Source organism: Bradyrhizobium sp. Ce-3 (genome assembly GCF_022835695.1).
Lineage (GTDB): Bacteria > Pseudomonadota > Alphaproteobacteria > Rhizobiales > Xanthobacteraceae > Bradyrhizobium.
Map to the genome: position 1 here is coordinate 125,277 of NZ_BQUV01000013.1, position 24,406 is coordinate 149,682.

26 protein-coding genes are annotated in these 24,406 nt (G+C 66.2%); 12 read left to right on the forward strand and 14 right to left on the reverse strand.

Annotated features, from left to right (window positions below):
* Positions 1–11: 11 nt before the first annotated feature.
* The 5 genes from BRSPCE3_RS34060 to BRSPCE3_RS34080 all read right to left on the reverse strand — a co-directional run bounded on the left by BRSPCE3_RS34060 (position 12) and on the right by BRSPCE3_RS34080 (position 4,313).
* Positions 12–1,214 carry a VWA domain-containing protein gene (locus BRSPCE3_RS34060; RefSeq protein ID WP_244071196.1) on the reverse strand — a complete coding sequence of 401 codons (1,203 nt, stop codon included), beginning with the start codon at positions 1,212–1,214 and terminating at the stop codon, positions 12–14.
* A gap of 162 nt (positions 1,215–1,376) precedes the next feature.
* Complete coding sequence (locus BRSPCE3_RS34065) at positions 1,377–2,282, reverse strand: MoxR family ATPase (protein WP_244071198.1); 906 nt, start codon at positions 2,280–2,282, stop codon at positions 1,377–1,379.
* Positions 2,283–2,368: 86 nt separating this feature from the next.
* Positions 2,369–3,175: a xanthine dehydrogenase family protein subunit M gene (locus BRSPCE3_RS34070; protein WP_244071200.1), complete on the reverse strand. Its 807-nt coding sequence runs from the start codon at positions 3,173–3,175 to the stop codon at positions 2,369–2,371.
* Positions 3,176–3,212: 37 nt separating this feature from the next.
* Positions 3,213–3,698, reverse strand: a complete 486-nt coding sequence (locus tag BRSPCE3_RS34075; protein ID WP_021077804.1) for a (2Fe-2S)-binding protein — start codon at positions 3,696–3,698, stop codon at positions 3,213–3,215.
* Between the two features lie 168 nt (positions 3,699–3,866).
* Positions 3,867–4,313: a carbon monoxide dehydrogenase subunit G gene (locus tag BRSPCE3_RS34080; protein WP_021077805.1), complete on the reverse strand. Its 447-nt coding sequence runs from the start codon at positions 4,311–4,313 to the stop codon at positions 3,867–3,869.
* A gap of 223 nt (positions 4,314–4,536) precedes the next feature.
* Between BRSPCE3_RS34080 and BRSPCE3_RS34085 the strand changes: the two genes are divergently transcribed.
* The 3 genes from BRSPCE3_RS34085 to BRSPCE3_RS34095 all read left to right on the forward strand — a co-directional run bounded on the left by BRSPCE3_RS34085 (position 4,537) and on the right by BRSPCE3_RS34095 (position 7,263).
* Complete coding sequence (locus BRSPCE3_RS34085; protein ID WP_244071202.1) at positions 4,537–5,892, forward strand: 3-carboxy-cis,cis-muconate cycloisomerase; 1,356 nt, start codon at positions 4,537–4,539, stop codon at positions 5,890–5,892.
* 84 nt (positions 5,893–5,976) lie between these two features.
* Positions 5,977–6,759: a 3-oxoadipate enol-lactonase gene (gene pcaD, locus BRSPCE3_RS34090; RefSeq protein WP_244071205.1), complete on the forward strand. Its 783-nt coding sequence runs from the start codon at positions 5,977–5,979 to the stop codon at positions 6,757–6,759.
* 120 nt (positions 6,760–6,879) lie between these two features.
* The gene (locus BRSPCE3_RS34095; RefSeq protein ID WP_244071208.1) at positions 6,880–7,263 is read left to right on the forward strand and encodes a carboxymuconolactone decarboxylase family protein; all 384 of its coding nucleotides are present in this window, start codon (positions 6,880–6,882) and stop codon (positions 7,261–7,263) included.
* A gap of 75 nt (positions 7,264–7,338) precedes the next feature.
* Here BRSPCE3_RS34095 and BRSPCE3_RS34100 read toward each other — a convergent pair whose 3' ends face one another.
* On the reverse strand, positions 7,339–7,866 hold the full coding sequence (locus BRSPCE3_RS34100) for a hypothetical protein (protein WP_244071209.1): 528 nt from the start codon (positions 7,864–7,866) through the stop codon (positions 7,339–7,341).
* A 533-nt stretch (positions 7,867–8,399) separates the two neighbouring features.
* Here BRSPCE3_RS34100 and BRSPCE3_RS34105 point away from each other — a divergent pair.
* The 7 genes from BRSPCE3_RS34105 to BRSPCE3_RS34135 all read left to right on the forward strand — a co-directional run bounded on the left by BRSPCE3_RS34105 (position 8,400) and on the right by BRSPCE3_RS34135 (position 15,206).
* The gene (locus BRSPCE3_RS34105) at positions 8,400–9,317 is read left to right on the forward strand and encodes a branched-chain amino acid ABC transporter permease LivH (protein WP_244071211.1); all 918 of its coding nucleotides are present in this window, start codon (positions 8,400–8,402) and stop codon (positions 9,315–9,317) included.
* Between the two features lie 10 nt (positions 9,318–9,327).
* Positions 9,328–10,653 (forward strand): high-affinity branched-chain amino acid ABC transporter permease LivM, encoded by a 1,326-nt coding sequence (gene livM / locus BRSPCE3_RS34110; RefSeq protein WP_283843187.1) that lies wholly within the window; start codon positions 9,328–9,330, stop codon positions 10,651–10,653.
* Positions 10,650–11,483, forward strand: coding sequence for an ABC transporter ATP-binding protein (locus BRSPCE3_RS34115; RefSeq protein ID WP_244071213.1), 834 nt, complete (start codon positions 10,650–10,652; stop codon positions 11,481–11,483). The genes livM and BRSPCE3_RS34115 overlap by 4 nt, the downstream gene beginning before the upstream one ends.
* Positions 11,483–12,004: an endonuclease domain-containing protein gene (locus BRSPCE3_RS34120; RefSeq protein ID WP_244071215.1), complete on the forward strand. Its 522-nt coding sequence runs from the start codon at positions 11,483–11,485 to the stop codon at positions 12,002–12,004. Before BRSPCE3_RS34115 ends, BRSPCE3_RS34120 begins: the two co-directional genes overlap by 1 nt.
* Positions 12,001–12,735: an ABC transporter ATP-binding protein gene (locus BRSPCE3_RS34125; RefSeq protein ID WP_244071217.1), complete on the forward strand. Its 735-nt coding sequence runs from the start codon at positions 12,001–12,003 to the stop codon at positions 12,733–12,735. Before BRSPCE3_RS34120 ends, BRSPCE3_RS34125 begins: the two co-directional genes overlap by 4 nt.
* Positions 12,736–12,891: 156 nt before the next feature.
* Entirely contained in the window at positions 12,892–14,010 is a 1,119-nt protein-coding gene (locus BRSPCE3_RS34130; protein ID WP_244071219.1) for a branched-chain amino acid ABC transporter substrate-binding protein, read from the forward strand.
* 200 nt (positions 14,011–14,210) lie between these two features.
* Positions 14,211–15,206 (forward strand): P1 family peptidase, encoded by a 996-nt coding sequence (locus tag BRSPCE3_RS34135; RefSeq protein WP_244071221.1) that lies wholly within the window; start codon positions 14,211–14,213, stop codon positions 15,204–15,206.
* Here the strand turns inward: BRSPCE3_RS34135 and BRSPCE3_RS34140 are convergent.
* Positions 15,203–16,039, reverse strand: coding sequence for an EF-hand domain-containing protein (locus BRSPCE3_RS34140; RefSeq protein WP_244071223.1), 837 nt, complete (start codon positions 16,037–16,039; stop codon positions 15,203–15,205). The two genes, BRSPCE3_RS34135 and BRSPCE3_RS34140, sit on opposite strands and share 4 nt — an antisense overlap.
* Before the next feature lie 253 nt (positions 16,040–16,292).
* Between BRSPCE3_RS34140 and rpe the strand changes: the two genes are divergently transcribed.
* Positions 16,293–16,994 (forward strand): ribulose-phosphate 3-epimerase, encoded by a 702-nt coding sequence (gene rpe / locus BRSPCE3_RS34145; RefSeq protein ID WP_244071225.1) that lies wholly within the window; start codon positions 16,293–16,295, stop codon positions 16,992–16,994.
* On the opposite strand, the gene BRSPCE3_RS34150 is transcribed toward rpe, so the two are convergent.
* The 7 genes from BRSPCE3_RS34150 to BRSPCE3_RS34175 form a co-directional block, all read right to left on the reverse strand.
* Positions 16,995–18,473 (reverse strand): bifunctional serine/threonine-protein kinase/universal stress protein, encoded by a 1,479-nt coding sequence (locus tag BRSPCE3_RS34150; RefSeq protein ID WP_244071228.1) that lies wholly within the window; start codon positions 18,471–18,473, stop codon positions 16,995–16,997.
* A 5-nt stretch (positions 18,474–18,478) separates the two neighbouring features.
* Positions 18,479–19,219, reverse strand: a complete 741-nt coding sequence (locus BRSPCE3_RS34155; protein ID WP_244071230.1) for a metallophosphoesterase — start codon at positions 19,217–19,219, stop codon at positions 18,479–18,481.
* 107 nt (positions 19,220–19,326) lie between these two features.
* Entirely contained in the window at positions 19,327–19,920 is a 594-nt protein-coding gene (locus tag BRSPCE3_RS34160; protein WP_244071232.1) for a TetR family transcriptional regulator, read from the reverse strand.
* Positions 19,917–20,051: a hypothetical protein gene (locus BRSPCE3_RS36090; protein ID WP_256375171.1), complete on the reverse strand. Its 135-nt coding sequence runs from the start codon at positions 20,049–20,051 to the stop codon at positions 19,917–19,919. The genes BRSPCE3_RS34160 and BRSPCE3_RS36090 overlap by 4 nt, the downstream gene beginning before the upstream one ends.
* Before the next feature lie 655 nt (positions 20,052–20,706).
* Positions 20,707–21,315: a hypothetical protein gene (locus BRSPCE3_RS34165; RefSeq protein WP_244071234.1), complete on the reverse strand. Its 609-nt coding sequence runs from the start codon at positions 21,313–21,315 to the stop codon at positions 20,707–20,709.
* Positions 21,308–21,997: a hypothetical protein gene (locus BRSPCE3_RS34170; protein ID WP_244071235.1), complete on the reverse strand. Its 690-nt coding sequence runs from the start codon at positions 21,995–21,997 to the stop codon at positions 21,308–21,310. Before BRSPCE3_RS34170 ends, BRSPCE3_RS34165 begins: the two co-directional genes overlap by 8 nt.
* A complete protein-coding gene (locus BRSPCE3_RS34175; protein ID WP_244071237.1) occupies positions 21,994–22,773 on the reverse strand; it encodes a MotA/TolQ/ExbB proton channel family protein in 780 nt (259 codons plus the stop codon). Before BRSPCE3_RS34175 ends, BRSPCE3_RS34170 begins: the two co-directional genes overlap by 4 nt.
* A 261-nt stretch (positions 22,774–23,034) precedes the next feature.
* Between BRSPCE3_RS34175 and BRSPCE3_RS34180 the strand changes: the two genes are divergently transcribed.
* Positions 23,035–24,405, forward strand: coding sequence for a histidine kinase (locus tag BRSPCE3_RS34180; protein WP_244071238.1), 1,371 nt, complete (start codon positions 23,035–23,037; stop codon positions 24,403–24,405).
* Position 24,406 lies beyond the last annotated feature (1 nt).

Sequence of the window (24,406 nt, forward strand, 5' to 3'; positions counted from 1 at the left end):
GGTCAGGCTTCTTAGGCTACGGAGCGGATCAGGCTGCGGTGGTGCGCCGGCGGCGGCGATGACAGCGCCCCGATCAAGCCCTTGATGGACGTCAAGTTATGCACCGGGCGAAATTCGTCAACGTGGGGCAACATCATTTTGATGCCCTGCGCCTTGGCCTCGAAGCCGGAGTAGCGCAGCAGCGGATTGAGCCAGATCAGGCGGCGGCAGGAGCGGTGCAAACGGTCCATCTCGAAGGCCAGTTTGGCATCAGCCTCCCGTTCTAGTCCATCGGATATAAGGAGGACGATGGCGCCCTGGCCGAGCACCCGGCGAGCCCAGAGCTGGTTGAAGCTGTGCAGCGAGGTCGCGATCCGGGTCCCGCCGGCCCAGTCCTCCACCGAGGACGTGCAGCTCGCCAGCGCCTCGTCGGGGTCACGCGCCCGTAACGCGCGCGTCACATTGGTCAGGCGGGTGCCGAACAGGAACACCGAGACCCGCTTGCGGTAGTCGGTGATGGCGTGCAGGAAATGCAGGAACAGGCGGGTGTATTCGCTCATCGAGCCGGAGATATCGAGCAGCGCCACGATCGGCGCCGGCTTCTCGATCCGGCCGAGCTTGCGGATATCGATGATCTCGCCGCCGGTGCGCAGCGAGTTGCGCACGGTGCGGCGCATGTCGAGCCGCAGTCCCCGCGCATCCGGCTGGTAGCGGCGAGTGACGAGTTCGGCCTGCGGCAGCCGCATCCTGGCGATCTCGCGCGTCACCTCGGCGATCTCGGCCGCGGTCATCTGCGCAAAGTCCTTCTTCTGCAGGATCTCCTTGTCGGAGACCGAGAGCTTGAGCTCCTGCTCCTGGGCCTGCGGCCGCTCCTCGCTCTTCGCCGGCTGCGCCATCGCCTCCTGGACCCGGCGCGAGGCCGGCGGCGGCTTCTTCCTGGCGTGGTCGGGCAGCGGCACCGAATCCAGCATGCTCTTCCACTCCTCGGCGGCGCGGAAGAACAGCATGAAGGCCTGGCGGAAGATCAGCGCATGCTCATGGCGCTTGACGAAGATCGCCTCCAGCGTGGCGTAGAAATCGGCGCGATGGCCGACCTCGATCAGCTGCAGCGCGTCGAGCGCATCGATCACCGAGCCCGGCCCGACCGGGAGCCCGGCCGCCCGCAGCGCGCGGGCAAAGCCGATCACGTTGTCGGCCATGTGGCCGGTCGGGGGCGCGAGGTGGTTGATCGCCATTCGAACTATCCACTCCCGTCATTCCGGGGATCGCGAAGCGAGAGCCCGGAATCCATACTCACGATCGTGGTGATGGATTCCGGGCCTGCGCCTCACGGCGCATCCCCAGATGCGCAATTGCGCATCGGGGAATGACGACCGATGTTGTGACGCGCGACCCAGCTAGTCGCTCGTCGCGTCCTTCAATGTCTTCTGCAGCGCATCGCCCTGCATCCGCGCGATGTCGTCCTGGTACTTGAGCAGCGCGCCCAGCGTGTCGCCGACCACCTGCGGGGTCAGCGAGCGGGCGTCGAGCTCCGACAGCGCGGTGGCCCAGTCGATGGTCTCGGCGACGCCCGGCGACTTGTAGAAATCCTGGTTGCGCAGCGCCTGCACGAAGCGGACGACCTGCTGCGACAGCTTTGCGGAAATGTTCGGCACCCGCGACTTGACGATCGCGAGCTCGCGCTCGGCCGTGGGATAATCCACCCAGTGATAGAGGCAGCGCCGCTTCAGCGCGTCGTGGATCTCGCGGGTACGGTTCGAGGTGATGATCACGATCGGCGGCGCCGGCGCCTTCACGGTGCCGAGCTCGGGGATCGTGACCTGGAAGTCGCTGAGGATTTCCAACAGATACGCCTCGAACGCCTCGTCGGCGCGGTCGAGCTCGTCGATCAAGAGCACCGGCGGGCCTGCGACATCGGGCTCCAGCGCCTGGAGCAGCGGCCGCTTGATCAGGAAGCGCTCGGCGAAGATATCGCTGGCGAGCTGGTCGCGATCGGTATCGCCGGAGGCTTCCGCCAGCCGGATCGCGATCATCTGCGCCGCGCTGCTCCACTCATAGACCGCGGAGGCGACGTCGAGGCCTTCATAGCATTGCAGCCGGATCAGCTTGCGCCCGAGCGCCGCCGACAGCACCTTTGCGATCTCGGTCTTGCCGACGCCGGCCTCGCCTTCGAGGAACAGCGGCCGGCCCATGCGCAGCGCGAGGTAGGTCACGGTCGCCAGCGACCGCTCGGCGAGGTAGCCGCGCGAGGTCAGGATGCCCTCGAGCGCATCGACGGAGGTTGGTAACGTCGATGCACTCATGGAACAACCAGTCTTCGAACAGGGGTTAGCAACATCGCGCGTTAGATCTAGTCCTTGGGATCCAGTTAGGATCTAGTCCCTTGGATCTAGTCCTTGGCGTTCGCGGCTTCCACCGCCCGGCGCGCCAAAACGCCGATCAGATGCGCGCGGTATTCGGCACTGCCATGCAGGTCGCTGTTCAGCCCTTCGGCCGAGACCGCGATGCCATCGAGCACCTTGTGCGAGAACCGCTTCTTCAGGGCCTCCTCGAACGCGGTGACGCGGAACACGCCGTCGGAGCCCGCACCGGTGACCGCGACGCGGACGTCGGAGGGACGCTTGGCCACGAACACACCGACCAACGCATAGCGCGACGCCTGGTTGCGGAACTTGACGTAAGCCGCCTTCTTCGGCAGCGGGAACATCACCTTGGTGATGATCTCGTCGGCCTCGAGCGCGGTCGAGAACAGGCCCTGGAAATACTCCTCGGCCTTGAGGCGGCGCTTGTTGGTGACGATGGTGGCGCCGAGCGCCAGCACCGCGGCCGGATAGTCGGCGGTCGGATCGTTGTTGGCAAGCGAGCCGCCGATGGTGCCGCGGTGGCGCACGGCGGGATCGCCGATCAGGCCGGCCAGTTCGGCCAGCGCCGGGATCGCCTCGCCGACGACAGCGGAGTTCGCGACCTCGGCGTGCTTGGCGGTGGCGCCGATCACCAGCGAGCGGCCCTTCATCTCGATGGTGTCGAGACCTTCGATATGGGAGAGGTCGACCAGATGCGGCGGGCTCGCGAGCCGCTGCTTCATGACCGGCACCAGCGTGTGGCCGCCGGCGATCAGCTTGGCGTCCTCGTTCTTCACCAGCAGATTGGCGGCTTGCCGCACGGTGCCGGGACGATGATATTTGAATTCGTACATTGGAATGTCCTGATCGCAGATCGCGACGAATGGCTGATTAAGCGAGATCCGATTTGGCCATCGCCTTGGCGCCGGCGGCGATCGAAGCGACGATGTTCTGGTAGCCGGTGCAGCGGCACAGATTGCCTTCCAGCTCCTCGCGGATCACCTCGTCGGAGAGGTCGTGGCCCTTGCGATGCACCAGGTCGACCGCGGTCATGATCATGCCCGGCGTGCAGAAGCCGCACTGCAGGCCGTGATGCTCGCGGAACGCCTCCTGCATCGGATGCAGCGGCGCGCCGTCGGCCGCCAGCCCCTCGATGGTCTTGACCTCATGACCGTCGGCCATCACCGCAAGCGTCGTACAGGACTTCACCGCCTTGCCGTCCAGATGCACGACGCAGGCGCCGCACTGCGAGGTGTCGCAGCCGACATGGGTGCCCGTCAGCCGCAGATTTTCGCGCAGAAACTGGACCAGAAGGGTACGGGGGTCGACGTTCGCGTTAACGGGGTTGCCGTTCACGATCATTGAAATCTTGGCCATCAGCACTCTCTTATCTGCCCCACCGCATATCGGCGAAGCAGGCGGTTCAAAATCATTCCAGACGGCATAATATGGGCGCGCCCCGCGATGGGCAACCTTTCGAGCCACCCATCCAGGGCATAGCGGGAAGACATGGCCGGACCTGGGTAATCCAGCCGGAAGACAGGGCTAACCCTGCACCGCCTTGGCGAAATTTGCAAAAAATTCGTCGGCCAGCTTCTTGGCGGCGCCGTTGATCAGGCGCTGGCCGAGCTGGGCGAGCTTGCCGCCGATCTGCGCCTCCACGTTGTAGCTCAGAAGCGTGCCGCCATCCTTGTCGGCAAGGCCGACGGTGGCGCCGCCCTTGGCGAAGCCGGCGACGCCGCCCTCGCCTTCACCCGAGATCTTGTAGCCGTTCGGCGGGTCGAGATCGCTCAGCATGACCTTGCCCTTGAAGCGGGCGGAGACCGGGCCGACCTTCATCTTGGCGGTGGCACGGAAGCCGCCCTCGTCGGTCTTCTCCAGCTCTTCGCAGCCGGGAATGCAGGCCTTCAGCACCTCGGGATCGTTGAGCTTGTCCCACACAGCCTGGCGCGGCGCTGCAAGCTGAACTTCGCCGGTCATTGTCATGGCCATGGGGGACCTCCTCGATCGCAAGAAACCTTTCCCCCAAGTAAAGCAGCCCGGCCGCAAAGGAAAGGGCACCTTCGGAGGATGAGCGATGCATATTCGCAACCGCAGCAAGCCGAGCGCATCGTTCACGAAATCGCGCGGTCCGCGTGCCGGATATGACGGCAGCGCAGGGCCATTGGCAGCGACGCGCAGGAATGGTTAGGTCGCGCGCGATGAGTACAGCCCTATGAGCACAGCCCTCTCCCCCCTGCTTGCGCCGATGCTGTCGAGCGCCGCGATGCGTGCGGTGTGCGACGATGCCGCCACCCTGCAGAACATGCTGGATTTCGAGGCCGCGCTGGCCCGCGCCGAGGCGGCCTGCGGCGTGATTCCCGCAGCCAGCGCCGGACCGATCGGCGCCGCCTGCAAGGCCGAATCATTCGGCCTCGCCGCGCTGGCCGATGCCGCGACGCGATCCGGCAATCTGGCGATCCCGCTGGTCAAGACCCTGACCGCCAACGTCGCCAAAAAGGATGCCGAGGCCGCGCGCTATGTGCATTGGGGTGCGACCAGCCAGGATGTCATCGACACCGCCACCATGCTGTCGCTGCGCGCCGGCATCGATGCGCTGCTCGCCGACCTCGACCGCGCCGTCGCCGGTTTTGCCGGGCTCGCGCGCACCCATCGCGACACCGCGGTGGTGGCGCGGACCTGGCTGCAGCACGCGCTGCCGATGCCGTTCGGCCTGAAGCTCGCCGAATATGCCGCCGCCCTGCACCGCTCCCGCAAACGCTTGCTGCGCCTGCGCCGTGAGACGCTGGCGCTGCAATTCGGCGGCGCCGCAGGCACGCTCGCCGCACTCGGCGACAAGGGCATGACGGTCGCAGCCGCGCTTGCGGAGGAATTGGACCTGCCGCTGCCGGATGCGCCCTGGCACACCCACCGCGACCGCATCGCCGAGGCCGCCTCGGTGTTCGCGATCCTCGCCGGCAGCTGCGGCAAGATCGCGCGCGACGTTTCGCTGATGATGCAGACCGACGTCGGCGAAGCCTTCGAGCCCGCCGGCGCCGGCCGCGGCGGCTCCTCGACCATGCCGCACAAGCGCAACCCGGTCGCCGCCGCGAGCGCGCTGGGGGCCGCGACCATGGCGCCGAACCTCGCTGCCACGATCCTTGCCGCCCAGGTGCAGGACCATGAGCGCAGCGCCGGTCCATGGCATGCGGAATGGCCGACCTTGCCGGGCCTGATGCTGGTGACATCAGGGGCGCTTGCCGCGATCGTCGATCTCGCCGAAGGGCTCGAGGTCGACGCAGCGCGGATGCGCGCCAATCTCGATGCGACCCATGGACTGATCATGGCGGAAGCAGTCACCTTTGCGCTGGCCGAAAAGATCGGCAAGAGCGAGGCCCATCATCTGATCGAAGCCGCCAGCAAGCAAGCCGTCGCGGACAAGAAGCATTTGCGCGACCTGCTGTCGGCGGATGCCAAGGTCACCGCGCATCTCGACGCCAGGCGGATCACGGAATTGTTCGAGCCGATGGCCTATCAGGGCGCCTCGCAGGCGCTGATCGACCGCCTGCTGGCTTCACTGGATGACAGATAGCGACGATGTCGTTGCCGGGCAAAAGCGCGAAGCGCGTCTTCGCGCGGATGACCCCGGCCAATGCATGACGAGAGGGACAACACGATGCCGATGATCAACGCCGACGGATGCCTGCTCAACGTCCAGGTGGACGGCCGCGACGGCGGGCCGACCTTGATGCTGTCGAACTCGCTCGGCTGCACCTTGCAGATGTGGGAGCCGCAGATGAAGGCGCTGACGCAGCTGTTCCGCGTCATCCGCTACGACCGCCGCGGCCACGGCAAGTCCGGCGTGCCGGCCGGCCCCTACTCGATGGAGCGCTTCGGCCGCGACGTGCTGGCGATTCTCGACGACCTCAACATCGAGAAGGTGCATTGGTGCGGCCTGTCGATGGGCGGCATGGTCGGGCAATGGCTAGGGGCAAACGCGCCTGACAGATTCGGCAAGATCATCCTGGCGAACACCGCCTGCTACTATCCCGATCCGACCAACTGGCAGAACCGCATCAAGGCGGTGAAGCAAGGCGGCATCGCCGCCGTCGCCGATACCGTGATCGCGGGCTGGCTGACGGCCGATTTCCGCGAGCGCGAGCCGGAGACCGCGGCGCGGATGAAGGCGATGCTGCTGGCCTCGCCCGTCGAGGGTTATCTCGCCTGCTGCGAGGCGCTCTCCACGCTCGACCAGCGCGCGCTGCTGCCCAGGATCAAGAGCCCGACCCTGGTGATCGCAGGCAAGCAGGACATGGCGACGCCGGTGTCGGCGGGCGAGATGATCCGCAGCGGCATTCCCGGCGCCAGCATGACGCTGCTCGATGCCGCGCATATTTCCAATGTCGAGCAGCCGCACGCCTTCACCGAGGCCGTGGTCGGCTTCCTGACGCAACGCTGACAGCAAGAACTGCGTAGCCCGGATGCAGCGAAGCGAAATCCGGGACAGGTCTTTCGCCGGATGCTGAAACCCGGATTGCGCTGCGCTCCATCCGGGCTACGATTTCACGAGGAGACATCAATGGACGACAATCAGCACCGCGACGACGGCATGACGCAGCGCCGCAAGGTGCTCGGCAACGAATGGGTCGACAAGTCGATCAAGAACCGCAACGCGTTCAACACCGACTTCCAGGACCTGATCACGCGCTATGCGTGGGGCGAGATCTGGACCCGACCGCATTTCGATCACCGCACGCGGCGCGTGCTCGTGATCGGCACCATGGTTGCGCTCGGCCAGTGGGATGAGTTCCGCCTGCATGTGCGCGCAGCGCTCAGCGAAGGCGGCTTCACGCCCGACGACATCAAGGAGATCCTGCTGCAACAGGCGATCTATTGCGGCGTGCCGGCGGCCAATCACGCCGTCAAGGAAGCCGGCGCGATCATTGCTGAGCTAGGAGCATGATCCGGAAAAGTGCGAAGCGGCTTTCCGAAAAGATCATGCTCAGACAACGAACTAAAGCGCGATGACTATCGCGCTTTAGGGCTGCTGAAGGGATAGCTCGCCCGACGGCGCGCCCGCTTCGGCGGCGGGCGCCTGGGCGACTCGCTTCGGCGAGGTCTCGAACAGCATCACGATCGCGGTGCCGAGCAGCATCAAAAGCTCCGACGCGTGCATGCGCATCGCCTCGATCTCGCCGACCTTGGACGCCATCATCATGCTGGCGAAGCTCAGCACGCTGCCGAGGCAGAGCGCCACCGCGAGCGCCTCGTCGGCACCGCTGCTGTTCTTGCGCAGCGGCGAGAACGCCGCCATCGCGAGGAACACCGCGAAGAACGCCACCACGGTGATCCGCGCCAGCGCCAGCAGCCAGGCGAGCCGCACCGTCGCCATCTTGGAGAGATGCAGATAGTCGCTCGCATACAGCGCGATCGACACGCTCGGCCGCTCATAGAGGCCGTGGATCGGCGATACCATGATGCTGAAGGCGATGATGGTCCAGACCGGAATGAAATAGGCCGCAAGCAGCGCGCCGTTGAAGGAGCTGATCCGCCAGGTATTCGACATTGCCGCTTCCCGTTGTCTCCGGCGCCTTTTGGAGCGGCGACGGTTCAGCCTGCGAGGTAACGCCGATCAATTGCCGGCGGCAATTTAAACCCTTCGTTTACCTTAACTGGCCTGGGGATTGCCGGTGGCGGCCGGCATGCCGTGCCAAATCGGCTCAAAAGGCTGGGTCCCACCCCTGTGGCGAGACCCGTTCCGGAACTCCCCTTGCAAGGGTCTGCGAACGAACCAGCGCTCCGGATCGGGGGGTGGCCGTGCCTTTGCCTGCATCAAGCCGCCGTCAGGAGCGCCGCCGCTCGGGGAACACGGGTTCCCGCGTGATCATTGCAAGGCAACATCGCAACGTCCCTGTGACATCTGAACCGCACCCGCCAAACTAGTTATGTACAAGCCCTTTCTGCTGCTGCCACGCTGTTGCCGCCGCCGGGGTTCCGCTGTTAGAAAATGACACGACGCGACGGGTCAGGCTGCCGGGGGCCCTCGCCGCGTCACTCGGACGTGGCGTTTTCGAGCGAAGTGGGGACTGACGGCAGCGCATGGCTTATTTCGCCCAGCAACTGATCAACGGCCTCGTGCTCGGTTCGATCTACGGCCTGATCGCCATCGGCTACACGATGGTCTACGGCATCGTCGGCATGATCAATTTCGCCCATGGCGACATCTTCATGATCGGCGGCTTCATCGCGCTGATCTCGTTCCTGGTGCTGGTGTCGCTCGGCCTCACCGCGATCCCCGTGATCCTGCTGATCGTGCTGCTGGTCTCGATGGCGATCACCGCGCTCTATGGCTGGACCATCGAGCGTATCGCCTACCGGCCGTTGCGGCATTCGTTCCGCCTGGCCCCGATGCTGTCGGCGATCGGCATGTCATTCGTGCTGACCAACTTCTCGCAAGTGTCGCAGGGCGCGCGGGTCAAGCCGGTGCCGCCGATCATCACCGGCGGCTACACGCTGCATGAAGGCGCCCAGGGTTTTGCCGTGCAGCTCTCCAATGTCCAGATCATGGTCGTGCTCGCCACCATCGTGGTGCTCGCGCTGTTCACCTGGCTGGTCTCGCGCACCAGGCTCGGACGCGACATGCGTGCCTGCGAGCAGGACCAGACCATGGCCGCGCTGCTTGGCGTCGACGTCGACCGCACCATCTCGATGACCTTCGTGATCGGCGCCGCGCTCGCCGCCGTCGCCGGCATGATGTATCTGCTGTATTACGGCCTGGTCGATTTCTTCATGGGCTTCGTCGCCGGCATCAAGGCGTTCACCGCCGCGGTGCTCGGCGGCATCGGCTCGCTGCCGGGCGCGATGCTCGGCGGGCTCGCGATCGGCCTGATCGAGACGTTCTGGTCGGCCTATTTCTCGGTGGAGTACAAGGACGTCGCCGCGTTCTCGATCCTGATCGTGGTGCTGATCTTCATGCCGACCGGCCTGCTTGGCCGTCCCGAAGTCGAAAAAGTCTGACAGGCACTTCGTGAGCGCGACCTCAGCCCGCCCATCGCCCGCCGCGCAGCCCTCGGGCAGCGCCTTCATTCTCAAGAAAGCCCTGATCAGCGCCCTCGTCGCGCTGGTGCTGTTCTCGCTGATGATCGGCATCCGCACCGAGGCCGGGCCGCAAGGCGGCCTGATCTACTGGACCCGGTTCGGCGACCTCGCCGCCCTCGTCGGCACCGTGTTCGGCGGCAGCATCATCGTCGAGTTGCTGCGGCAATGGTGGGGTCCGGTCGACAAGGACAGCATCGTGCCGAAGCCGGTGCAATCGGCGATCTCGTTCGCCGGCCGATGGCTGGCGCCGGCGCTGCTGGTGTTCGCGTTCCTCGTTCCTGTGATCTTCTACAACCAGCGCTACATTCTCGATTTGTCGATCCTGGTGCTGACCTACGTGATGCTGGGCTGGGGCTTGAACGTCGTGGTCGGGCTCGCCGGCCTGCTCGACCTCGGCTATGTCGCCTTCTATGCGGTCGGCGCCTATTCCTACGCGCTGCTGGCGACCAATTTCGGATTGTCGTTCTGGGTCTGCCTGCCGCTTGCCGGCATCCTGGCGGCGTTCTGGGGTGTGCTGCTCGGCTTCCCGGTGCTGCGGCTGCGCGGCGATTATCTGGCGATCGTGACGCTCGCCTTCGGCGAGATCATCCGCCTCGTCATCATCAACTGGCAGAGCCTGACCGGCGGTCCCAACGGCGTGTCGGGGATTCCGCGCCCGACCATGTTCGGCATTCCGCTGACGCCGGGCGATGACGGCCTCGCCGCCAAGCTCGGCATCGAATTCTCGCCGACCCACCGCCTGGTCTTCCTGTTCTATCTGATCCTGGCAATGGCGCTGCTCACCAACTGGGTGACCATCCGGCTGCGGCGGCTGCCGATCGGACGCGCCTGGGAGGCGCTGCGCGAGGACGAGGTCGCCTGCCGCGCGCTCGGCATCAACACCACGACCACCAAGCTGACGGCGTTCGCGACCGGGGCGATGTTCGGCGGCTTCGCCGGCGCGTTCTTCGCCACGCGGCAGGGCTTCATCAGCCCGGAATCCTTCACCTTCCAGGAATCGGCGCTGGTGCTGGCGATCGTCGTGCTCGGCGGCATGGGCTCGCAGCTCGGCGTCGCGCTCGCCGCGCTGACCATGATCGGCGGCTTCGAATTGTTCCGCGGCCTCGATCAATACCGCATGCTGGTGTTCGGCATCGCGATGGTGCTGCTGATGATCTGGCGGCCGCGCGGGCTGATCGGCCATCGCGCGCCGACCGTGTATCTGGAACGCAACCAGGCGATCTCGTCCGACCTCGTCAAGGAGGGCCACGGATGAGCGGCGACCATATCCTGACCGTCGACCGCCTGATGATGCGCTTCGGCGGCATCGTCGCGGTCAACGAGCTCTCCTTCACCGCCGAGCGGCGCAAGATCACCGCGCTGATCGGGCCGAACGGCGCCGGCAAGACCACGGTGTTCAACTGCATCACCGGCTTCTACCGGCCGAGCGGCGGCGCGATCCGCCTCAGCCATGATGACGGCCGCAGCATCCAGCTCGAACGGTTGAACGATTTCCGCATCTCCAAGCAGGCCAAGGTGGCGCGCACCTTCCAGAACATCCGGCTGTTTCCCGGCATGACCGCGCTGGAGAACCTGATGGTCGCCCAGCACAACGCGCTGATGCGCGCCTCGGGCCTGACCCTGCTTGGCCTGCTCGGCCTGCCATCCTGGCGCGCGGCCGAAGCACGCGCGATCGATCTGGCGCGGGCCTGGCTCGACCGTGTCGGGCTGCTCGACCGCGCCGACGATGCCGCGGGCAATCTGCCCTATGGCGACCAGCGCAGGCTCGAGATCGCGCGCGCGATGTGCACCGAGCCGGCGCTGCTCTGTCTCGACGAGCCGGCGGCCGGACTGAACGCGCGCGAGAGCGGCGGCCTCAACGAACTGCTGCTGTCGATCCGCAACGAACAGGGCACCTCGATCCTGTTGATCGAGCACGACATGTCGGTCGTGATGGAGATCTCCGATCACGTCGTGGTCATGGACTACGGCGTCAAGATCGCCGAAGGCACGCCGCAGGCGGTGCGCGACGACCCCAAGGTGATCGCCGCCTATCTCGGCGCCGACGAGGAAGAAGCCATCGCCGTGATGGAGAGCGGCACGTGATGAGCGCAGCCGACAAGCCTCCCACCTCCCCCTGCAAGGGGGAGGTCGACCGCGAAGCGGGCGGGTGGGGGTCACGCTTTTCCCGCACGAAAGATATGACGGCCCGTGCGCGATCTCTCCGCGTCAGCATGACCGATGCGGAAGCACGTCTTTGGCGCGCGTTGCGTCGCGATCAACTCAATGGTTTCTCTTTCCGCAAGCAGCATCCGATCGGTCCATATACAGTCGACTTTTATTGTTCGCGCCTGCATCTCGCCGTTGAGGTCGATGGTGGGCAGCACGCCGAGCAGCGCAAGCAGGCTGACGATCGCAGAACGCAATGGCTCGCCGAGAAGGGCGTGATGGTCGTCCGTTACTGGAACAACGATGTGCTTTCGAATTTGGAGGGTGTGCTGAGCGACCTGGTCGCGCACATCGAGAGACTGGCGCAAGCGGAGGCAACCCCCACCCCAACCCTCCCCCTTTCAGGGGGAGGGGGAACGGACGACCGCGCGCTTGGCGACGACGGGAGCGAGCAATGACCACACCCCTGCTCGCGGTGCGCGGCGTGCGTGCGGCGTATGGCAAGATCGAGGCGCTGAAGGGCGTCGACATCGAGATCAATCGCGGCGAGATCGTCGCGCTGATCGGCGCCAACGGCGCCGGCAAGTCGACGCTGATGATGACGATCTTCGGCCGGCCGCGCGCCCGCGCCGGCGCCATCGAGTTCGACGGCCATGACATCACCGGCGTGCCGACCCACGAGATCGCACGGCTGCGCATCGCGCAATCGCCCGAGGGCCGGCGGATCTTTCCGCGCATGAGCGTCGCGGAAAACCTGCAGATGGGCGCCGATGCCACCGAATGCAGCGAGGCCGAACGCGAAGCCGGGCTGGAGCGCGTGTTCGCGCTGTTCCCGCGCCTGAAGGAGCGCGTCGCACAACGCGGCGGCACGCTGTCGGGCGGCGAGCAGCAGATGCTGGCGATCGGCCGCGCCCTGATGAGCCGGCCGCGGCTTCTGATGCTGGACGAACCGTCGCTCGGCCTTGCGCCGCTGATCGCCCGACAGATCTTCGATGCCATCCGCACCCTGAACCGCCAGGATGGCCTCACCGTGCTGATCGTCGAGCAGAACGCCAACCATGCACTGAAGCTCGCCCATCGCGGCTATGTCATGGTCAACGGCCTGATCACGCTGACCGGAACCGGCAGCGAATTGCTGCAGCGCCCGGAAATCCGCGCCGCCTATCTGGAAGGCGGCCGCCACGGCTAGCAAACCCTTCCGCGTCGCCCCTGCAACAGGATGCAGCGTCGATTTGCCTGAAAATTGCCGGTGACTTCGCCGCGAAATCGGCCGAGAATGCCGGCGGTTTTGGGGCCCGGCGTGCCGGGCCCTTCCGCAAGAGGCAACGACCACGAGGGACGTCTCATGAAATCACTGAAGCTGATCGGCCTGGCATTGGGCGCTTCGTTCGCATTATCGGCGAGCGCGTTCGCGCAAGACATCACCGTCGCCGTCGCGGGCCCGATGACGGGCTCCGAATCCGCTTTCGGCCGGCAGATGAAGAACGGCGCCGAGCAGGCCGTCGCCGACATCAACGCCGCCGGCGGCGTGCTCGGCAAGAAGCTCGCGCTGGAATCCGATGACGATGCCTGCGATCCGAAGCAGGCACGCTCGATCGCGGAAAAGATCGGCTCGTCGAAGATCCCGTTCGTGGCCGGCCATTTCTGCTCGTCGTCGTCGATCCCGGCCTCCGAGGCCTATGCCGACGCCAACGTGCTGCAGATCACCCCGGCCTCGACCAACCCGCTGTTCACCGAACGCAAGCTCTGGAACGTGGCGCGCGTCTGCGGCCGTGACGACCAGCAGGGCCTGGTCGCCGCCGACTACATCATGAAGAACTACAAGGGCAAGAACGTCGCGATCCTGAACGACAAGACCACCTACGGCAAAGGCCTCGCCGACGAGACCAAGAAGGCGCTGAACAAGGCCGGCTTCCAGGAGAAGATGTTCGAGTCCTACAACAAGGGCGACAAGGACTTCAACTCGATCGTCTCGCGCCTGAAGCGCGACAACATCGATCTGGTCTATGTCGGCGGCTACCATCAGGAAGCCGGTTTGATCCTGCGCCAGATGCGCGACCAGGGCCTGCAGACCGTGCTGATGGCGGGCGACGCCATGAACGACAAGGAGTTCGCCTCGATCACCGGCCCGGCCGCCGAAGGCACGCTGTTCACCTTCGGCCCCGACCCGCGCAACAAGCCGACCGCGAAGGCGATCGTCGAGAAGTTCAAGGCCAAGAACATCGATCCCGAGGGCTACACCCTCTACACCTACGCCGCGATGCAGGTGTGGACGCAGGCCGTCGCCAAGGCCGGCTCGACCGACGCCAAGAAGGTGATGGACACCATCAAGGCCGGCGAGTGGGACACCGTGCTCGGCAAGATGGCCTTCGACGCCAAGGGCGACATCAAGGCGATCGACTACGTGGTCTACAAGTGGGACGCCAAGGGCAACTACACCGAAATCAATCCGAAGGGCTCCTGATCGACTCCCCATCCTTCGCCGTCATTGCGAGGAGCGAAGCGACGAAGCAATCCATCTTTCCGCGTGATCGGTGACATGGATCGCTTCGCTCGCAATGACGGGGACAGAGCGCTAGACGCCCCGGTCCGCCGGGGCGTTTTGCTTATGCGCTGCGGCTGCTATACCGGATCGATCGGACAGCAGGCGGATAGACCTCAATCGTGAAAAACCTTCTCACCGATATTGCCGGCGTTGCCGTCGGCCACGCCGACGACGCCGTGATCGCCTCCGGCGTCACCGCCATCCTGTTCGAGCGGCCGGCGGTGGCCTCGATCGATGTCCGCGGCGGCGGTCCCGGCACCCGCGAAGACGCGCTGCTTTCGCCGCATAACGTCGTCGAGGCGATCGACGCCATCACGCTGTCCGGCGGCTCCGCGCTCGGGCTCGACGCGGCCGGCGGGGTGCAAGCCTGGCTCGCCGAGCGCGGCCGCGGCTTTCGCATCCGCGACGCCGTGATCCCGATCGTGCCGGGCGCGATCTGCTTCGATTTGCTCAACGGCGGCAACAAGGCATGGGGACGCTTTCCGCCCTATCGCGACCTCGGCTACGCGGCGGCGAATGCCGCCTCCGGCGATTTCGAGCTCGGCAGCGTCGGCGCGGGCATGGGCGCCACGACAGCCAATCTGAAGGGCGGTCTCGGCTCGGCGTCCGCTGTGACCGACGACGGCATCAAGGTCGCAGCGCTGGCGGTGGTCAACGCGGTCGGCAGTGTGACGGTCGGCGGCGGCCCGTGGTTCTGGGCGGCGCCGTTCGAGGTCGATGGCGAGTTCGGCGGGCGCGGCCTGCCGCCCGCGTTCACGCCTGACATGCTGAAGCCGCGGCTGAAGGGCGGCGCGGACGCGAGCGCCGCCGAGAACACCACGCTCGTCGTGGTCGTCACCGACGCGCAATTGACGAAGCCGCAGGCGCGGCGGCTGGCGATGATCGCGCAGACCGGCATGGCGCGCGCGATCTACCCGGTGCACGCCCCGCTCGATGGCGATGTGGTGTTTGCCGCCGCAACCGGCGCCAAGCCGGTCGATCCGCTGTTCGGGCTGACCAGGCTCGGCGCGATCGCGGCCAACACGGTGGCGCGCGCGATCGCCCGCGGCGTCCATTCAGCGACCGCGCTGCCCTTCCCCGGTGCGCTGCCGAGCTGGCAGGACCGGTTCGGTTAGGCGCTGACCGACACGCTCGACGAAGCCTGCGCGGAGATCGCCTGCGACTGGCGCTGGATCAGCTGCTCGATGAAATTGTAGGACGAGGTTGCGCTGCCGCTGGCGGAGGACGAAGACGAAGACGTGCCGCTGGTGCTGGAAGCTGTGGCCGGCGTCGTCATCGACACCTTGGAGCCGTCGGCATAGGTCGTCGTCGTGGTGGTCGAGCCGTCGCTGTTGGTCACGGAGCTCGAGGTGGCGCCGTTTAGCGCCTGCATCAGCGGATCGGAGCTCGATCCGCCGGAGCCGCTGCTGGAGCCGGAGCCGTCGGTCGAACCGCTTTCCATGTGATGGTGATGATGACCGCCGCCCTTGTGGCCCTGCAACGCCTGCGACATCTCGTCGAGGCTGACGCTGCCGTCGCCGTTCTTGTCGAGCTTGGAGAACACGTCGTCGGCCTGCGCCGTGTTGGTGCCGCCGGCGCCGAGCGCGTTCTCGAATTCGGTTTTGCTGATCTGGCCGTTGCCGTCCGCGTCGATCTGCGAGAACAGGTCCTGCAGCGCGGCGGACCGGCTGGTCGGAGCCGTGCTGGTTGAAGCCGTGCCGGTCGACGCCGACTGGCTTTGCGCATCGAGCAGCGCGCTCATCGTCAGCGGCGAAATCTGCGGCGTGCTGCTGCTCGATCCGGCGCTGGTGCTGCTGCCGGTCGAGGTCGATGTCGTGGTCGAAAGGTCGAACAGGCCGCTCGACTGGCCTGCCTGACTGGAGCTGCCGGTCTGGGTCGTCGACTTCGACGACATCAGCGAGCTCAGGAGATCAACGGCCGACGACGCAGCGCCTAAAGCAAACAGCATGGCAATACTCCAACAAAGCCGCGCCTGGCGGCTCAAACGCGTGGCAATGGCTCAGCAAGGGGCGTGCCATGGCAAAAACCCAATAAAACCAGGCCTTCGAGCGTCGATGCCGGTTCCATGCGCCCGGCAAGAGCTGCCGCCGGCGGCAGATTTTTCCGGCTCCGCGGTGCCATCGGCTCGCATTGCCCGCCACGCCTGCGCATGTTAGGCGGGATCACCCGTCGCCCTCTGCAAGTCTTCCGGAACAGCTGACATGACTCAGTCATTCACCCCGCGTCCCCTCGTTATCGCTCCGTCGATTCTGGCGTCGGATTTCTCAAAGCTTGGCGAGGAGGTCCGCGCCGTCGACCAGGCCGGCGCCGACTGGATCCATCTCGACGTGATGGACGGGCATTTTGTGCCGAACATTTCCTACGGCCCCGACGTCATCAAGGCGATGCGGCCGCACACCAAGAAGATCTTCGACGCCCATCTGATGATCTCGCCTTGCGACCCCTATCTGGAGGCGTTCGCCAAGGCGGGCTGCGACCACATCACGGTGCATGCCGAGGCCGGCCCGCATTTGCATCGCTCGCTGCAGGCGATCCGCGCGCTCGGCAAGAAGGCCGGGGTCTCGCTCAATCCGGCAACACCGGCGAGCGCGATCGAATACGTGCTCGACCTGATCGACCTCGTGCTGGTGATGTCGGTCAATCCCGGCTTCGGCGGCCAGGCCTTCATCCGCTCGGCGATCGGCAAGATCGCTGACGTCAGGGCGATGACCGCGGGCCGCCCGATCGACATCGAGGTCGATGGCGGCGTGGCGCCCGATGTCGCGGGCCAGCTCGCCGCCGCCGGCGCCAATGCCTTCGTCGCGGGCTCCGCCGTGTTCAAGGGCGGCACCGTCGAGGCCTACAAGACCAACATCGCCGCGATCCGCAATGCAGCGGCAGACGCGCGCGGCGAAGCGATCTGATCAAAACAGCGCGGGCGGCGGGACCGCGGCATTCGCCGCTGGGTCCGCCGCGCCGTTGCCGTCTTCGGCATCCGTCGCCGGCACCAGCTGCGACGGCCGCACCACGGTCACCGTGCACGGCGCTTCGCCGGCGACTTTGGCGGAGACGCTGCCGAGCAGCGCGCGCCGCATCGAATTCTGCCGCGCGCCGATGATGATGTGGTCGACCAGATTGACCGCGGCGAATTCCAGGATCGCGGCGGCCGGATCGATCGCCTCCAGCACATGCACGGTCAGCCGCCCCTCCTCGAGCCTGAACGGCCGCGCCCAGTGCTGCAGCGCCACGAGGCGGTCGACGTGCTTGTTCTGGCCCTGCTCGTCATGGCTGCGGTCGATCGCCAGGCGATTGAGCTTCAGCACGTTGACGCAGGCGAGCCGCGCCGACGGCGACGTCGACAGCACCTGTTCGGCGGTGACGCGGATGGCCTCGTTCAGCGCATCGGCCTCTTCGCCGAGGTCGAGCGCAACGGCCAGGATCGGGCTCGATGCGAGCTGCGCGGCGGCATTGGACTTCGGCTGCGGCGGCATCGCACCGAGATTGAAGCGGCGCCGCCACACGGTGCCGAGCGAATCGCGCTCGAACCGCTGCGCCCGCGCCGTCAGCTTGACCTGCTCGGGGTGGCCGAGATCGAACGCCAGTTGCGCCGCGGTCGGATAGCGCGCGGCCGGATCGATCTCCAGACAGCGCAGCACGATCTCCTGCAGCCACGGCGGATAGTCGGGCTTGAGCTGGCGCGGCGGATACGGGTCACGCCACAGCCGCCGGCGCATGCCGCGCAGGCTCTCGGTCTCGCCGAACGGGCGCACGCCGGTGGTGAAGAAATACAACAGCACGCCGAGCGAAAACAGATCGCTGCGCGGATCGTCGCGCACCCCGAGCAGGCGCTCCGGCGCCATGTACGGCGCGGTGCCGTAAGGCAGCCGAAACTCCTCCTGCAGCAAATCGGGCAGATGCTGGTGATGCGAGAGGCCGAAATCGATCAGCACCGCCTCGCCGCGCTCGCGGAACATGATGCTGCTTGGCTTGATGTCGTGGTGGATGACGTTCTGGCGGTGCAGGCTGGCGAGCGCGGTCGCAATCTTGCCGCCGATCACCCTCACCTCCTCATACGGCAACGGCAGGGCATCGAGCCGCTTGTAGAGCGTCTGCCCGGGAATCCGCTCCATCACCACATAGGCCTGGCGCTCGAAATCGCCGGTGCCGAAACAGGCCGGCACGTGCGGCCCCGACAGCCGCGGCAGGATCATCTGCTCCATCTCGAAGCTGACGATCGCCGCCGGGTCCTCGCCCTCTGAAGTCAGCGGCACCTTCATCAGCAGCGGCACATTGATGCCCGGATGGGTGACGGTCCACAGCGTCGCCATGCCGCCGCGGTGCACGCGCTCGCCGATGGTGAAGCCATCGATCTCGGCGCCAGGCTGCATCGTCAGCGCCGCCATTTGCTTCACCTGCCGAGCGGCAGACGGTCGGCGAGCCAGAGCGGCAGGCCGCTCGCCTTGATGCGCGCAGCCGCGGTCGCGACGTCGTAGGGCACGCGGTGATAGGTGATCTCGCGGCTGACCGTGTCGAACATCGCGAACGACGCCGCGGGATCGCCGTCGCGCGGCTGGCCGACCGAGCCGAGCACGGCGAGCCAGCGCCGCCCCGGCAACAACTGCACCGCGACGCCCGAGGTCGGAACGAAGCTCGTCATCTTGGCCGTCGAGGACATCGAATAGAGGCCGGGACGATGGATGTGGCCGCAGAAGGTGATCTGCAACTCGGTCGCCATCATGCTGCGCGCGGCGTCCGCGGTATCGCGGACATAGCGCCACTTCACCGGATCGGACGCCTCCGAGTGCACGTAGAGCCGATTGTCTTCCTGCCGCGACATCGGGAGCTCGGCGAGGAACGCCTTCTGCTCGCCGCTGAGACGGTTGCGGGTCCAGTCGATCGCGGCCTGCGCATCGGCGTTCATGCTGTCGCTCGGCACACCGATCGCATTGTCATGATTGCCGCGCACCGCGATCGCGCCCTTGCCGACGAGGTCCATCACCGTGTCGACGGCCCATTCGGGATCGGCGCCGTAGCCGACGATGTCGCCGAGGCAGATCAGCCGCTCGGCGCCGCGCGCCCGCGCGGCATCGAGGCAGGCGGCGAAGGCCTGCCGGTTGGCATGAATATCGGCAAACAGTGCAAGCCGCATCGTGGTCCGCGTGGATGATCCCTGCCTGATATCAAGCACACGCGGCCCCGGGCTCGCAATCGGGCCAGAGGCGTCAAATGATCAGAGGATGACGGAAGACGGGTCGGTCAGGGCTTGCAGACCCGCAGGCCTCGCAGCAGCAGGGCCAGCAGCGCGTCGATCCGCGACGGGCATTCCGGCTTGGCCCATTCCTCGGCATGCGCCGGGTGATGATAGCGGACGGTCGCGTCGAACACGGCGCGCGCGGTCGCCTTCACATTGTCGACCTCGAACACGCCCTGCGCGACACCGTCGGACAGGATCTTCGCGATCAGATCGACCTGCTTGTCCTTGTAGGCTTCCACCACCTCGCGGGCGTCCTGCGCCAGCGCGAGGTAGGTCGCGAACATCTCGGGATCGTCGCAGACCTTCTTCTGCTTGATCGTAAAGGCGGTGCGCAGCCATTTCTCCAGCCGCTCCGGCGCCGGGCCATCGCCGGCCGCGAGCTTGCACAATGGCTCATTGGCGCGGTCGAGCCAGCGCTTGGCGACGGCGTCGCGCAGGGAGGCCTTGCTGGGGAAGTGACGGTAGACGCTGCCGTGGCTGACATCCAGCGCACGGGCAACGTCGACAACGGTGGCCTTGCTAAGTCCAAAGCGCCTCAAGACATCCTCAGTTGCCTCAAGGATCCGCTCGGGAGTCAAAACCACCGCCTCGTTCATGCGTTTACCGTCTGGTTATCGCTGTCCTGGCCGCGGCTGAACTTGGCGGCCTGGGCGGCCAAGTGGCGGGCGACGCGAAGATTGAGCCACTGTTGAATCTGGGCGGTCAATTGAAAGATTTCTATCGTCATGGAGGTAGTCCTTCGAGGTAGTCAAATTAAGTACGGCTCTCCCGGCCAAACACCGGAACAGCCACTGGGCGCCCTCCTCCCTTGGGCATGCTGAGTATATACACCATCCCGCTGACAGATTTCAATATCTGTCAGACAGACTTTGCGAGATGACAGCCATGCGGCCTGGACGGGGCCGCGGTCCTGCAGCCCGGGTCGGGCCAGGCGAGGTCCCCCTGTTCGTCGTCCTGGCGAACGCCAGGACGACACCGAGAGGGTCCTGCGCGATCCGCCAGTCCGTACCTATCTCCTCAGAGGCACCAAGGGAGAGGCTCACATGGACCGGCCGATGACCTTCAAGGAGATCGCCAAGATCACCGCAGGCGCGGTGGCATCGCTCATCATCGTGGGATGGCTGATGGTGCTCGCAATCGCGTTCCTGACCGTGCTGTGAGGCCGCCTCGCTGCGCCGGAACAGGACGCCGGAATCGAAAGGGGCCGCTTCACGCAGCGGCCCCTTTGCCGGGAAAATGGCTTGGGGATGAAATCTAGCCCCGGTTAGCCTCAAGACTACACGGTTCAGGGGATTGAGGAATTCCGGATGACTACTGTCCATCCCGCTGACTGATTATTGGCGATCCCTATTTTTATGCCATCCTGACCCGGTCCGCGTACCCTATCGCTGCTCGTCCTTGGGCGGCATCCGGGGCGGCGGCAGCGGGTTGAAAACCGACCCCTGCGCCCCGGCCGGGGGCGGCACGAAAGTTCCCGTCGTGGAATCGCCGCCGGTGGTCTCCAGGATCGTCTTCGGGGTGATGTACTCCCTGACGAAGTCCATGATGGTGCCGTCGCCACCGCCGAAATCGGCCGCCCGCCCGCCTTGCGGATGTCCGGCCTTGATCTCGTTCTCGGCGGTGTGGGTCTGCTCCGCCAGGGCGTCGCTGTAGGGAATGCGGAAGGCGCGCGGCACCGCGCTCGGCCGGTTGTCCTCGTCGAGTTCCTCGACCCAGAGGTAGATCGAGCCCGGGTCGCCCTCCAGCGAATGCGGCTCCACGATCCGGGTCGACAGCAGCTTGAAGTTCGCCGGCAGCTTTTCCGCGGACGCCCAGCCGAGCAGCCCGCGCATGCCGCCGAAGCTGACGAAGTAGAACGCGCTGGTGACGACGATCACGACCGCCTTCAGCGACCAGTGCAGCCGCGCATAGACCAGCACGATCAGCAGCAGCGCGCCGATCACCGCGTAAGCGACCGCAATGGTCAGGATCACTGACTGCAAGCTAATCATTGCGCAGCACCCTCACGCCGGATTTCGGGACGCCGGTGTTCGGATCGAGGTCGGCGCCGTTGCGCCAACTGCTGCGGAAGGTCTCGAGCAGCGATTTCGGCCGCCGGTCGACGTTGATCACCTTGCCCTCGGCGTCGAGACGAAACCTCACCGCGGTCTTCTCGTCGCCGGTGTGATCGACCGTCAGCTTGTCGTCGAAGATCACCTGCGCGGTCGGATTGAGCTTCTGCACCTTGATATTGGCCTGTACCGGCTCGCCGGTGGTGGCCTGGAAATGCGAGACGTTGACGGTGTACTCGCCGGCGACGATGCCGCGCAAGGTGACGATCTCCTCGCGGATTGGCGATGCGATCTTCTTGCCGTTGACCACGATGAAGTCGTTGGCGCCGCCGCGGTCGTCGCGGTCGAGCGTCAGGAAGCCGGCCTCGCGATGCCGATACCAGGCGATGTTGCCGGCGGGGTCCTGCACGAACAGGTCGAGATCATCGGGGTGGTTGTCGGGCCAGTCCATCGTGATGATGAACTCCGCCTTGGATTCGATCTTGCCTTCCTTGGAATCCGGCGACACCGCCAGCAACGCCAGGAAGAACAGGAAGGCGATCACCTGCAGCGCCTTGAACAGCATCACGCCGAGCGGATCGAACGGCTCCTCGCGCGGATAGAGCCCGAACTCGTCCATCATGGCGGCGACCCAAGGGGCGTGCCAAGGCGGCGTTCAAGCGCCGGCGTGACGTGCGTCTCGGTCAGCACGACGGTGTCGGAGAACACCCGCTGGGTCGCGGAATCCAGCATGTAGTACTGGATCCGGACCAGGATCGATCCGATCAGCCCGGCCAGCGTGGTGTACATCGCGACCGCCATGCCGTCGCTCATCAGGCCCATCGACGATTTCATCGCGACCTTGTCGGCGGCATCGAGCGAGGCGATCGGCGCCAGCATGATGATGAAGCCGATGATGGTGCCGAGCAGGCCGAGCTTCATCAGCGTGTCGGAGACGAAGGCGCCGAAACCGTTCGAGCCGCGCAGGCGGTCGGCCAGCGTGCGCAGCAGCAGGGTCTGATCGATGCGGCCTTTGGCCTGTGCGTCGGCTTTCTGCACCAGGCTCTTGATGTGATCGGTGACGAGGCCGCCGGGCAGGCCGCGCCCATCGGCGGCAAGTGCCTTCACGCCGTCTGGCGCGGCGAGGATCGTGCGGCAGGAACGCGCCACCTCGCCTTCCCGCGCGATCGCCCGCGTCCGCCAGAAGCAATGGATGCAGGTGACGATGTAGAGAACTGCGATGACGCTGGAAATGTAGGTGCGGTCGGAATTGACCATCAGGCGGATCAGCCCGTAGCGCCACAGCAGGAACGCGGCGAAGATCGACAGGCCGGTGAAGATCATCCAGAGCAGCAGGACACTGCGCTCCGCCGCGTCCGTGCCGGCCGATGCGGCCGCGGCGTCGACCTTGGCATCCATGCTGCGTGAGCTCCCTGTGCCGCCTGTTTCATTGAGGCTCTGCGCGGGCCTCGTTTGCCGTTAGAGCAGAGCCGGCCGGCGCCGTCCAAAGACATCTGCCCAGATTTGGTCGGGCAAATTTCCCGACCTGCACAGCTTCGCACGCTTGCGATTGGCGGGGAATACCGCTGCTGTTAGCATCACGCTCTCGTTTGGGCATGATGTTCCCCGGAAAGCCGCTTCACGCTGCTCCGGATCATGCGCTGGCCGTGGAGTGATCGCATGCGCCTCGTGCTTCAACTGGTCGCCCGCCTGCTCGTCATCGTCGCGCTGTGCCTCGGCGCGGCCACCGTCTGGGCCACGATCGACGCCTATCGCAGCGTCGATCGCGCGACCGAGGCGTCCGCCCAGCGGGTCTCGCAGGCGCTCGAAGCGCTGTACTGGCGCGAATTGCTGCTGCGCAGCAACCGGATGCGCGAGCAATTGCTGCCGGCGCCGGAGTGGCGCACCATCGAGACCATGGGCCTGATCGCGCCCGGGATCTGCGTGCAGTTCGAGCCGGCCGGCGCCTTCGAGACACCGCTCTGCGGCCAGAGCAAGGGGATCGGCAAGGCACCACCGCGCTGGTTCGCGGCCGTGGTGCAGATGGTGCTCGGCGATCACGCCACCGTGGAACGGCCGATCAGCGCCCGCGCCGCGACCGCGGGAACCGTACGCGCCACCGCCAGTCCTGACGCCGCGATCGCGCTCGCCTGGCAGCACATCCTGGACAACATCCATGTCGCGCTGCTGATGGCGCTCGCGATCGCGCTGCTTGCTTCGCTTGCGATCGCGCACACGCTGGCGCCCGCGCACTCGATCGTATCGGCGCTGCGGCGCATGGCCGATGGCGAGTACCGCACGCCGCTGCCGCGGATCCGCTCGATGGAGCTTGCGATGATCGGACGCGCCGTCGGCGATCTCGGCGACCGCCTCGCGCAGGCCGAGGAGGAGCGCACCGTGCTGACACGGCGGCTGCTCGAAATCCGCAACGACGAACGCCGTACCCTCGCCCGCGAGTTGCACGATGAGTTCGGCCAGAACCTCACCGCGATCCTCGCCTTCGCCAACACGATCGAGGTGAGCTCCGGCGACAAGTACGCCGCCGGCACCGAGATTGCGCAGGACGCGCGGATGATCTCGCAGGCGACACGGCGCATTATGGCATGCCTGCGCGATACGCTGAACCGGCTGCGCCATCCGCCGGCCGAGGAGCTCGGTCTCGAGGCAAGCCTGGTCGATCTCGTCGACAGCTGGCGATCGCGCTCGGCGCAGCCGATGATCCAGCTCGATCTGCACGGCGACCTCGCCGACATCAGCGGCACGGTCGCCGCAACAGCCTATCGCGTCGCGCAGGAGTGCCTGACCAACGCGTTGCGCCACAGTGCGGCGCGCGAGATCGTGCTGCGGATCGAGCGGCGGACCGGCGCGGAGAACGCGCTGCTGGTGCGCGTCGAGGACGATGGCGGCGGCGATGCGGCCAAGGTGGCGCAATCGGCGGGCTTCGGCCTCACCGGCGTCAGCGAGCGCGTCGCAGCGCTCGGCGGCTCGCTGTCGATCGCGCGCGCCAGCCGCGGCCTCTCCGTCGCCGCCACGATCCCGCTCGCCGCCTGAG

Coding starts and splice junctions, on each gene's coding strand:
- BRSPCE3_RS34160 (WP_244071232.1), bottom strand. CDS start 19,920: ATGAACGAGGCGGTGGTTTTGACTCCCGAGCGGATCCTTGAGGCAACT.
- BRSPCE3_RS34100 (WP_244071209.1), bottom strand. CDS start 7,866: ATGTCGAATACCTGGCGGATCAGCTCCTTCAACGGCGCGCTGCTTGCG.
- BRSPCE3_RS36090 (WP_256375171.1), bottom strand. CDS start 20,051: ATGACGATAGAAATCTTTCAATTGACCGCCCAGATTCAACAGTGGCTC.
- BRSPCE3_RS34075 (WP_021077804.1), bottom strand. CDS start 3,698: ATGGCCAAGATTTCAATGATCGTGAACGGCAACCCCGTTAACGCGAAC.
- BRSPCE3_RS34105 (WP_244071211.1), top strand. CDS start 8,400: ATGGCTTATTTCGCCCAGCAACTGATCAACGGCCTCGTGCTCGGTTCG.
- BRSPCE3_RS34065 (WP_244071198.1), bottom strand. CDS start 2,282: ATGAGTGCATCGACGTTACCAACCTCCGTCGATGCGCTCGAGGGCATC.
- BRSPCE3_RS34120 (WP_244071215.1), top strand. CDS start 11,483: ATGAGCGCAGCCGACAAGCCTCCCACCTCCCCCTGCAAGGGGGAGGTC.
- BRSPCE3_RS34080 (WP_021077805.1), bottom strand. CDS start 4,313: ATGGCCATGACAATGACCGGCGAAGTTCAGCTTGCAGCGCCGCGCCAG.
- BRSPCE3_RS34115 (WP_244071213.1), top strand. CDS start 10,650: ATGAGCGGCGACCATATCCTGACCGTCGACCGCCTGATGATGCGCTTC.
- BRSPCE3_RS34155 (WP_244071230.1), bottom strand. CDS start 19,219: ATGCGGCTTGCACTGTTTGCCGATATTCATGCCAACCGGCAGGCCTTC.
- pcaD (WP_244071205.1), top strand. CDS start 5,977: ATGCCGATGATCAACGCCGACGGATGCCTGCTCAACGTCCAGGTGGAC.
- BRSPCE3_RS34125 (WP_244071217.1), top strand. CDS start 12,001: ATGACCACACCCCTGCTCGCGGTGCGCGGCGTGCGTGCGGCGTATGGC.
- BRSPCE3_RS34175 (WP_244071237.1), bottom strand. CDS start 22,773: ATGGATGCCAAGGTCGACGCCGCGGCCGCATCGGCCGGCACGGACGCG.
- BRSPCE3_RS34170 (WP_244071235.1), bottom strand. CDS start 21,997: ATGATGGACGAGTTCGGGCTCTATCCGCGCGAGGAGCCGTTCGATCCG.
- BRSPCE3_RS34085 (WP_244071202.1), top strand. CDS start 4,537: ATGAGCACAGCCCTCTCCCCCCTGCTTGCGCCGATGCTGTCGAGCGCC.
- BRSPCE3_RS34095 (WP_244071208.1), top strand. CDS start 6,880: ATGGACGACAATCAGCACCGCGACGACGGCATGACGCAGCGCCGCAAG.
- BRSPCE3_RS34165 (WP_244071234.1), bottom strand. CDS start 21,315: ATGATTAGCTTGCAGTCAGTGATCCTGACCATTGCGGTCGCTTACGCG.
- BRSPCE3_RS34150 (WP_244071228.1), bottom strand. CDS start 18,473: ATGGCGGCGCTGACGATGCAGCCTGGCGCCGAGATCGATGGCTTCACC.
- BRSPCE3_RS34140 (WP_244071223.1), bottom strand. CDS start 16,039: ATGCTGTTTGCTTTAGGCGCTGCGTCGTCGGCCGTTGATCTCCTGAGC.
- BRSPCE3_RS34060 (WP_244071196.1), bottom strand. CDS start 1,214: ATGGCGATCAACCACCTCGCGCCCCCGACCGGCCACATGGCCGACAAC.
- BRSPCE3_RS34130 (WP_244071219.1), top strand. CDS start 12,892: ATGAAATCACTGAAGCTGATCGGCCTGGCATTGGGCGCTTCGTTCGCA.
- BRSPCE3_RS34180 (WP_244071238.1), top strand. CDS start 23,035: ATGCGCCTCGTGCTTCAACTGGTCGCCCGCCTGCTCGTCATCGTCGCG.
- BRSPCE3_RS34070 (WP_244071200.1), bottom strand. CDS start 3,175: ATGTACGAATTCAAATATCATCGTCCCGGCACCGTGCGGCAAGCCGCC.
- rpe (WP_244071225.1), top strand. CDS start 16,293: ATGACTCAGTCATTCACCCCGCGTCCCCTCGTTATCGCTCCGTCGATT.